Origin of the sequence: Bradyrhizobium sp. 87 (genome assembly GCF_023073015.1) — a bacterium.
GTDB classification, from domain to species: Bacteria; Pseudomonadota; Alphaproteobacteria; order Rhizobiales; family Xanthobacteraceae; genus Bradyrhizobium; species Bradyrhizobium canariense_D.
The window spans coordinates 163,021-170,501 of sequence record NZ_JADPIQ010000018.1 but is presented as its reverse complement, the minus strand read 5'-3'; the positions used below and the strand labels follow the sequence as shown (position 1 = coordinate 170,501).

Genomic DNA, 7,481 nt, shown 5'->3' with positions numbered 1-7,481 from the left:
CCCCGTCAATCTCGACCCCCGCATGGCCAAGCTCGCCGGCGGTGTCCACCGTCTCGACGGCCAGCTCATGGTCGTCCTCGACGTCGATCGCGTCCTCGAGCTCGCGCCCGATATGATGGCGGCCTGATACGCCGGCACATCCGCCGACGTACCTGCAATTGGAAGTGCCCCCGCAAAAGGGGGGGAAGCAGAGGTTCACATGCGAACTTGTCTCGTCGTTGATGATTCCAGCGTCATCCGCAAGGTTGCGCGCCGGATCCTGGAGGGCCTCGACTTCCAGATCCTCGAAGCCGAGGACGGTGAGAAGGCGCTGGAGGCCTGCAAGCGCGGCTTGCCCGATGCGGTGCTGCTGGACTGGAACATGCCGGTGATGGACGGCTATGAGTTCCTCGGCCATCTCCGGCGCATGCCCGGCGGCGACCAGCCCAAGGTGGTGTTCTGCACCACCGAGAACGACGTCGCGCATATCGCGCGCGCGCTGCACGCTGGCGCCAACGAGTACATCATGAAGCCCTTCGACAAGGACATCGTGACGGCGAAATTCCAGGAAGTCGGCCTTATCTGAGCGACCGCCCTGGAGGCTGAACGGCTCCTTCGGCGTTTGTTTTCAACTGACCGTTTCAGTCTGAGTTGGTGAGTAATGAGTGTTGCGTTCGCAGGTAATTCGACCCCGGGCTCGTCGCGGGAAGCCGGACCGTTGCGGGTGATGGTCGTTGATGACTCCGTCGTCATCCGCGGTCTGATCTCGCGCTGGATCGGCGCCGAGCACGACATGGAGGTCGCGGCCTCGCTGCGCACCGGGCTCGAGGCGGTCAACCAGATCGAACGCATCAATCCCGATGTTGCCGTGCTCGATATCGAAATGCCCGAGCTCGACGGCATCTCGGCGCTGCCGCAACTTCTGGCGAAGAAGCGCGATCTCGTCATCATCATGGCCTCGACGCTGACCCGCCGCAACGCGGAGATCAGCTTCAAGGCGTTGTCGCTCGGCGCCGCCGACTACATTCCGAAGCCGGAATCGACGCGCGAGGCTTCGGCTGCGGACATCTTCCATCACGACCTGATCCAGAAAATCCGCCACCTCGGCGCACGGCTGCGCCGCAAGGCCGCGGTTGCGAGCCCGCCGCTCGCGCCCGCAAGCCCGGCTCCGGCGACACGTGGGCCGGTTGTCGCGCGGCCTGCCGCGTCCGCGGCGGCTCCGGCTTTGCATGCGTCGTCGTCCTCGCCGCTATCCACGCGTCCGTTCTCGACCCAAGCCCCGAGGGTGCTGCTGATCGGCTCATCGACCGGCGGTCCTCAGGCCCTGATGGCGCTCGTCGCCGAGCTTGGCCCCGTGATCGACCGCGTCCCGGTGCTGATCACCCAGCACATGCCGCCGACCTTCACCACCATTCTCGCGGAGCATCTGGCACGCACGAGCCGCAAGCCGGCGGCCGAGGCGGTGGATGGCGAGCCGGTGAAGCCGGGCCGCATCTATCTTGCGCCGGGCGGCAAGCACATGCGCGTCGTGCGTAGCGGCGCCGACGTGGCGATCGCGCTCGACGACGGTCCCGCCGTCAATTTCTGCAAGCCCGCGGTCGATCCGCTGTTCACGTCCGCCATCGACATCTGGCATGGCGCCATCCTCTCCGTGATCCTGACGGGCATGGGCTCGGACGGCATGCGCGGCGGCAAGGACATCGTCGCCGCCGGCGGCAGCGTGATCGCGCAGGACGAAGCTTCCAGCGTGGTCTGGGGCATGCCGGGCGCAGCGGCCAATGCCGGCATCTGTGCGGCGATCCTGCCGCTCAACCAGATCGGTGCCCGGGTCAATCGCCTGTTCGCGGGAGACCGCTCGTGACGCCGGTTGACTACGACTATCTGCGCAAATTCCTGAAAGAGCGCTCCGGCCTCGATCTCTCCCCGGACAAGCAGTATCTGGTCGAGAGCCGGCTGCTGCCGCTGGCCCGCAAGGCGAGCCTCGCCGGGATTCCCGATCTCGTGCTGAAGATCAGGAATGGCGACGGACGGCTTGCAAGCGACGTGGTCGAGGCGATGACCACCAACGAGACTTTCTTCTACCGCGACAAGATCCCGTTCGATCACTTGCGCGAAACGATCCTGCCGGGACTGCTTCGGGCGCGCGCGGCGCGCAAGTCGCTGCGCATCTGGTCGGCGGCGTCGTCGACGGGACAGGAGCCGTATTCGATTGCAATGTGCGTGAAGGAGATGGGCGCAGCCTTCGCCGGCTGGCGCATCGAGATCGTCGCCACCGATCTGTCGCAGGAGGTGCTGGAGAAATCCAAGGCCGGCGTCTACAGCCAGTTCGAGGTGCAGCGCGGCCTGCCGATCCAGCACCTGATGAAATACTTCACGCAAGCGGGCGAAGTCTGGCAGCTCAATGCCGACATTCGCGCGATGGTGCAGTTCCGCCAGCTCAATCTGTTGCAGGACTTCTCCCATCTCGGCACGTTCGACGTGATCTTCTGCCGCAATGTGCTGATCTATTTCGACCAGGACACCAAGGCCGTGATCTTCGAGCGCATGGCGAAGGTTTTGGAAGCCGACGGCACGCTGCTGTTGGGCGCCGCCGAATCCGTCGTCGGAATTACCGACGCGTTCCGCCCGATCGCCGATCGTCGTGGCCTCTATCAGCTCAATCCGACGCGTTCCGGCCGCCCGATGGGTGGACTGATGCCGCCGTCATTGAAGGTAGCAGCGGCGCGTTGAGATGCGTTCTTCCCCTCTCCCCTTGCGGGAGAGGGTGGCTCGCCGCGTAGCGGCGAGACGGGTGAGGGGTTCTATCCGCGAGCCCACCGACACTTGAACTCGCGGATAGAACCCCTCATCCGGCGCTTCGCGCCACCTTCTCCCACAACGGGAGAAGGAATGAAGAGCGCACCTCACAAGATCGCATGCGGCAGAAACCGCGAGCCGTTGCCGGTGATCGGGCTTTCGTCCTCGCGGATCGACAGGCCGCAGGGTTCGTGATCCACCAGCCAGCTTCCGATCACGGGATAGAAGCCGGAAAAATTCGGCAGCGGCGCGAGCGCCTGCCGCACGAATCCTTCGGCGCCGTAGGGGCCTGCCTGCTCGTCGAGCGGCATTCCACCAGACACCAGCGTGACATTGGCCCCTTCGCGCGACAGCAGCGGCTTGCGCACATAGGAGCTGCCGAGCTCGGCTGCCTGCGGATCGTCCTCGAAGAACGCCGGTAGCAGATTGGGATGGTTCGGAAACATCTCCCATAGCAGCGGCAGGATGCCCTTGTTGGAGAGCACCGCCTTCCACGGCGGTTCGATCCAGCGTGTCTGTGCGTCCCTGAGCTTTGCGCCGAAGCTGTCGTGGAACATCCATTCCCAGGGATAGAGCTTGAAGGCGAGCGTGATGTCGCGGTCGCCGAGATCGACGAAGCCGCCGGTATCATTGCGCCAGCCGATCGCCTCGATGTCGAGTAGCGTGGTCGTCAGTCCCGCCTGGCGCGCGGTATCTTCGAGATAAGCGAGCGTGCCGGCGTCCTCCTCATTGCCCGTGGTGCCGGTGAGATGGACGTGGCGGCTAGCGGCAATCTGCTTCCAGGCTTCGATCAATCGTTCGTGGATGGAGTTGAACTGGTCGGCCCGCGACGGGATGATGCGCCGTTCGATCGCCTGTTCGAGCCAGGTCCATTGAAAGACCGCGGCTTCGAAAATCGAGGTCGGCGTATCCGCGTTGTATTCGAGCAGCTTTGCCGGTCCCTTGCCGTCGAATTTCAGATCGAGCCGGCCATAGAGGCTGCGGTCGTCTCGTGCCCAGCTCTCGGCGATCAGGCTCCAGAACGCCTCCGGTATCTTCAAGCGCTGCAGATGGCGCTCGTCGCCGATCACGCGGCCGGCGAGCTCCAGGCACATCGCGTCGATCTCGCCGGTCGGCGCCTCGATGCCACGCTCGATCTCGTCGAGCGTGAAGGCGTAATAGGCGCGCTCGTCCCAATAGCGCTCACCGTCGATGGTGTGGAAGGCGAAGCCGCATTGTTCGGCGGTCTGCCGCCAGTCGTCGCGCTCGGGGCAGACGATGCGTTGCATGGGTCAGCCGCCGCCGGAGAAGCCATGGCCAAACGAGCCGAAGCCGCCGCGGCTCACGCCGCCGGAGCCTGAATCGGACGACGTTCCGGACGAGGAATGGCTCGAGGAGTCGCTGCTGAAGAAACTCGATCGCGACGAACTGCCGCCGCCGCTGGAGGAGCTGCGGCTGCTGCTGCACGAGGTGCTCGCTTGCACCGCCGGGTCCGTGCCGGCAGGAGAGGGCTCGCAATTCTGCCGCGGCATCAGCGTGTAGGCGGTGGTGCCGACCGCGATCGTGCCCATCACCAGCAGCGCGACATGGCGGGAGCGCTTCACCGGCTGTTGTGCAGGCGGCGGTCCGGCCGCCGGCCGGCGCTTGCCGAACTCCTTTTTGGAGGGCTTGCCGGCCATGTCAGTAGATCATGCAGGCGGCATTGAGCAGGCCTGCGGCGAGCGAGGACAGCCCGAGCCAGATGGCAGCTGCAAGTTCGCCGGCGGCAATCCGCGCCGACAGGTTCGGCACCGGCACTCTCACCAGGAAGAACACGACGATCTGGACGATCAGCGCGATCATCGCCCAGATCAGGCAGTCCAGCACATTGGCCGAATGCGCGATCGCGCTGACCAGCGGCGCCACGAAGCCGAGCAGGCTGAGGCCGAGTGCGATCGCCGCAGCCGGATCGTTGTCGCGGATCAGCTGGAATTCGTTATGCGTCGTGATGCGGGTGTAGACGAACAGGTACGCCACGATCGCGATCAGCCCGGTGCAGAAATAGACCAGGAAGGCGGGCAGGCCGGTCAGTGATTGCAGGATCATCGTTCCCCCATCGTGCAGCGACCATTCGTCGGCGGGGGAAGGATAGCGGTTCAACGGCGCAAGGACGATGAGGCCCCGTTCGCGTCCCCAAAAAACAAAACCCCGCCATTTGCGGCGGGGTCCAGGCTGGGAGGAGCAAGCCCCGAAGGGCTCGCGGGTAAAACCCAGGATCAGGCGGGGATGCGCTCTTCGACCTCATGCGGCTCGCGCAGCACGTAGCCGCGGCCCCACACGGTCTCGATGAAGTTGCGGCCTTCGGAGGCATTCGCGAGCTTCTTGCGGAGCTTGCAGATGAAGACGTCGATGATCTTCAGCTCGGGCTCGTCCATGCCGCCATAGAGGTGGTTGAGGAACATTTCCTTGGTGAGGGTCGTGCCCTTGCGGAGCGAGAGCAGCTCCAGCATCTGGTATTCCTTGCCGGTCAGATGCACGCGCTGGCCGCCGACTTCCACGGTCTTGGTGTCGAGGTTGACGACGAGGTCGCCGGTCTGGATCACCGACTGGGCATGGCCCTTGGAGCGGCGCACGATCGCGTGGATGCGGGCAACCAGCTCGTCCTTGTGGAAGGGCTTGGTCATGTAGTCGTCGGCGCCGACGCCGAGACCCTTGACCTTGTCCTCGATGCCGGCGAGGCCGGAGAGGATCAGAATGGGTGTCTTGATCTTGGAGACCCGAAGCTGCTTGAGCACGTCGTAGCCGGACATGTCGGGCAGGTTGAGGTCGAGAAGGATAATGTCGTAATCGTATAATTTACCGAGATCGACGCCTTCTTCCCCCAAATCGGTCGTGTAGACGTTGAAGCTCTCAGACTTCAACATCAGCTCGATCGACTGCGCGACGGCGCTGTCATCTTCAATCAGCAAAACGCGCATGCCAGTTCCCCATAGTCGCCGCTCCTGGGCGTCAGGTCGGCCGCATTCGCGGCACACAACAAAACGCCTTTGAACAACTGATTCGGATCCTGACAACAGATGGTTAACAAATTCTGATTCTGGAACGCAAGCCCTGTAGATGCAATTTTCGTCGAATCGCCCTAAGGTCTTGTGTGCGAAGCAGCTTTCGTTATCCGGTTGCGTTCAAGTTCCACTTTAAGAGACGGGCCTAACCGACTCCCGCGACTCAGCCTTCTTCTGAAGGGGAGCCACGCTCAGTCACAAAGACAGTGACGCAATGATTAACGATGCGGGTAAACACGAAGTTAAGCGCCGTTCAGAAATATGGCGAAACTTAAGGTTCTCGCCACGAAACCCCGGATTATGAAGGCGATCACCTCATGAAGGCCCTCTTGTGAAGGCTCTTGCCGAACAGATCGGCGACATTGACGGCATCAATATTTATGGCCGTGTGGTCGGCGTGCGCGGCCTGATGGTCGAGGTCGCCGGTCCGATCCATGCGATGTCGGTCGGCGCGCGGCTCGTGATCGAGACCGGCGGCAACCGTTCCATCCCCTGCGAGGTGATCGGCTTCTCCGGCAACAACGCCGTCGTGATGCCGTTCGCCGGTCTGGACGGCGTACGGCGCGGCTGCAAGGCCGTCATCGCCAATGCCGCAAATCAGGTGCGGCCTTGCGCGGCCTGGCTCGGCCGCGTCGTCAATGCGCTGGGGGAGCCGATCGACGGCAAGGGGCCGCTGCCGCAGGGCCCGGCGCCGATGCCGTACCGCAATTCGCCGCCGCCGGCGCACTCGCGCAAGCGCGTCGGCGCGCCGCTCGATCTCGGCGTGCGCGCGATGAACACCTTTCTGACCTGTTGCCGCGGCCAGCGCATGGGCATCTTCGCAGGCTCCGGCGTCGGCAAGTCGGTGCTGCTGTCGATGCTTGCGCGCAACGTCGATGCCGCCGTCAGCGTCATCGGGCTGATCGGCGAACGCGGCCGTGAGGTGCAGGAATTCTTGCAGGACGACCTTGGCGAGGAGGGCCTGGCCCGTTCCGTGGTCGTGGTCGCGACCTCCGACGAGCCGGCGCTGATGCGCCGCCAGGCCGCCTATCTGACGCTTGCGGTCGCCGAGTATTTTCGCGACGAGGAGCAGGACGTCCTCTGCCTGATGGATTCGGTGACGCGCTTTGCCATGGCCCAGCGCGAGATCGGCCTGTCCGCTGGCGAGCCGCCGACCGCCAAGGGCTACACGCCGACCGTGTTCACCGAGCTGCCGAAGCTTCTGGAGCGCGCCGGTCCGGGCCTCGGGGAGGGCGCCATCACCGCGATCTTCACGGTGCTGGTCGATGGCGATGACCATAACGAGCCGATTGCGGATGCCGTCCGCGGCATCCTCGACGGACACATCGTGATGCAGCGCTCGATCGCCGAGCGCGGCCGCTACCCCGCCATCAACATCCTCAAATCCATCTCCCGCACCATGCCGAAATCGGCCGACCCGCAGTTCTGGCCGACCATCCAGAAGGCGCGGGCGGTGATGGCGACCTATGCCGACATGGAAGAATTGATCCGTCTGGGCGCCTACCGCGCCGGCTCCAGCCCCGAGGTCGACGAGGCGATCCGCCTGCACGAGCCGCTGGAGGCCTTCCTGCGCCAGCGCAAGGATGAAAATGCATCGCTGGCGGACGGCTACCGCCAGTTGGCGCAAATCCTTGGTGATTTGGAAACGGAACGCTAACTTTGTCCCGTCATCATCCCATCCCACAG

The 7,481-nt window shown here is 64.2% G+C and carries 8 protein-coding genes and 1 pseudogene; 5 read left to right on the top strand and 4 right to left on the bottom strand.

From position 1 onward, the window contains the following. The 4 genes and pseudogenes from IVB50_RS04320 to IVB50_RS04305 all read left to right on the top strand — a co-directional run. A pseudogene (locus IVB50_RS04320) lies at window positions 1–127 on the top strand (chemotaxis protein CheW); the annotation flags it as partial. A 72-nt stretch (window positions 128–199) separates the two neighbouring features. Beyond that, on the top strand, window positions 200–565 hold the full coding sequence (locus IVB50_RS04315; protein WP_007600538.1) for a response regulator: 366 nt from the start codon (window positions 200–202) through the stop codon (window positions 563–565). 75 nt (window positions 566–640) lie between these two features. Continuing rightward, complete coding sequence (locus IVB50_RS04310) at window positions 641–1,840, top strand: chemotaxis response regulator protein-glutamate methylesterase (protein ID WP_247294705.1); 1,200 nt, start codon at window positions 641–643, stop codon at window positions 1,838–1,840. Further along, on the top strand, window positions 1,837–2,709 hold the full coding sequence (locus tag IVB50_RS04305) for a protein-glutamate O-methyltransferase CheR (protein ID WP_085357855.1): 873 nt from the start codon (window positions 1,837–1,839) through the stop codon (window positions 2,707–2,709). The genes IVB50_RS04310 and IVB50_RS04305 overlap by 4 nt, the downstream gene beginning before the upstream one ends. A gap of 173 nt (window positions 2,710–2,882) precedes the next feature. Here IVB50_RS04305 and IVB50_RS04300 read toward each other — a convergent pair whose 3' ends face one another. The 4 genes from IVB50_RS04300 to IVB50_RS04285 form a co-directional block, all read right to left on the bottom strand. Continuing rightward, window positions 2,883–4,043 carry a glutathionylspermidine synthase family protein gene (locus IVB50_RS04300; protein ID WP_247294704.1) on the bottom strand — a complete coding sequence of 387 codons (1,161 nt, stop codon included), beginning with the start codon at window positions 4,041–4,043 and terminating at the stop codon, window positions 2,883–2,885. 3 nt (window positions 4,044–4,046) lie between these two features. Further along, on the bottom strand, window positions 4,047–4,433 hold the full coding sequence (locus tag IVB50_RS04295) for a hypothetical protein (protein ID WP_247294702.1): 387 nt from the start codon (window positions 4,431–4,433) through the stop codon (window positions 4,047–4,049). Window position 4,434: 1 nt separating this feature from the next. Further along, complete coding sequence (locus IVB50_RS04290) at window positions 4,435–4,839, bottom strand: DUF350 domain-containing protein (protein WP_247294700.1); 405 nt, start codon at window positions 4,837–4,839, stop codon at window positions 4,435–4,437. Between the two features lie 170 nt (window positions 4,840–5,009). Next, window positions 5,010–5,711, bottom strand: coding sequence for a response regulator transcription factor (locus IVB50_RS04285; RefSeq protein ID WP_007600544.1), 702 nt, complete (start codon window positions 5,709–5,711; stop codon window positions 5,010–5,012). Window positions 5,712–6,126: 415 nt separating this feature from the next. On the opposite strand from IVB50_RS04285, the gene fliI reads away from it, so the two are divergent. Continuing rightward, window positions 6,127–7,452, top strand: a complete 1,326-nt coding sequence (gene fliI / locus IVB50_RS04280; RefSeq protein WP_018455719.1) for a flagellar protein export ATPase FliI — start codon at window positions 6,127–6,129, stop codon at window positions 7,450–7,452. Window positions 7,453–7,481: the final 29 nt, after the last annotated feature.

Bases quoted from the DNA above. Each gene is read 5' to 3' on its own strand.
- IVB50_RS04315 (WP_007600538.1), top strand. From the start codon at position 200: ATGCGAACTTGTCTCGTCGTTGATGATTCCAGCGTCATCCGCAAGGTT.
- IVB50_RS04310 (WP_247294705.1), top strand. From the start codon at position 641: ATGAGTGTTGCGTTCGCAGGTAATTCGACCCCGGGCTCGTCGCGGGAA.
- IVB50_RS04300 (WP_247294704.1), bottom strand. From the start codon at position 4,043: ATGCAACGCATCGTCTGCCCCGAGCGCGACGACTGGCGGCAGACCGCC.
- IVB50_RS04295 (WP_247294702.1), bottom strand. From the start codon at position 4,433: ATGGCCGGCAAGCCCTCCAAAAAGGAGTTCGGCAAGCGCCGGCCGGCG.
- IVB50_RS04290 (WP_247294700.1), bottom strand. From the start codon at position 4,839: ATGATCCTGCAATCACTGACCGGCCTGCCCGCCTTCCTGGTCTATTTC.
- IVB50_RS04285 (WP_007600544.1), bottom strand. From the start codon at position 5,711: ATGCGCGTTTTGCTGATTGAAGATGACAGCGCCGTCGCGCAGTCGATC.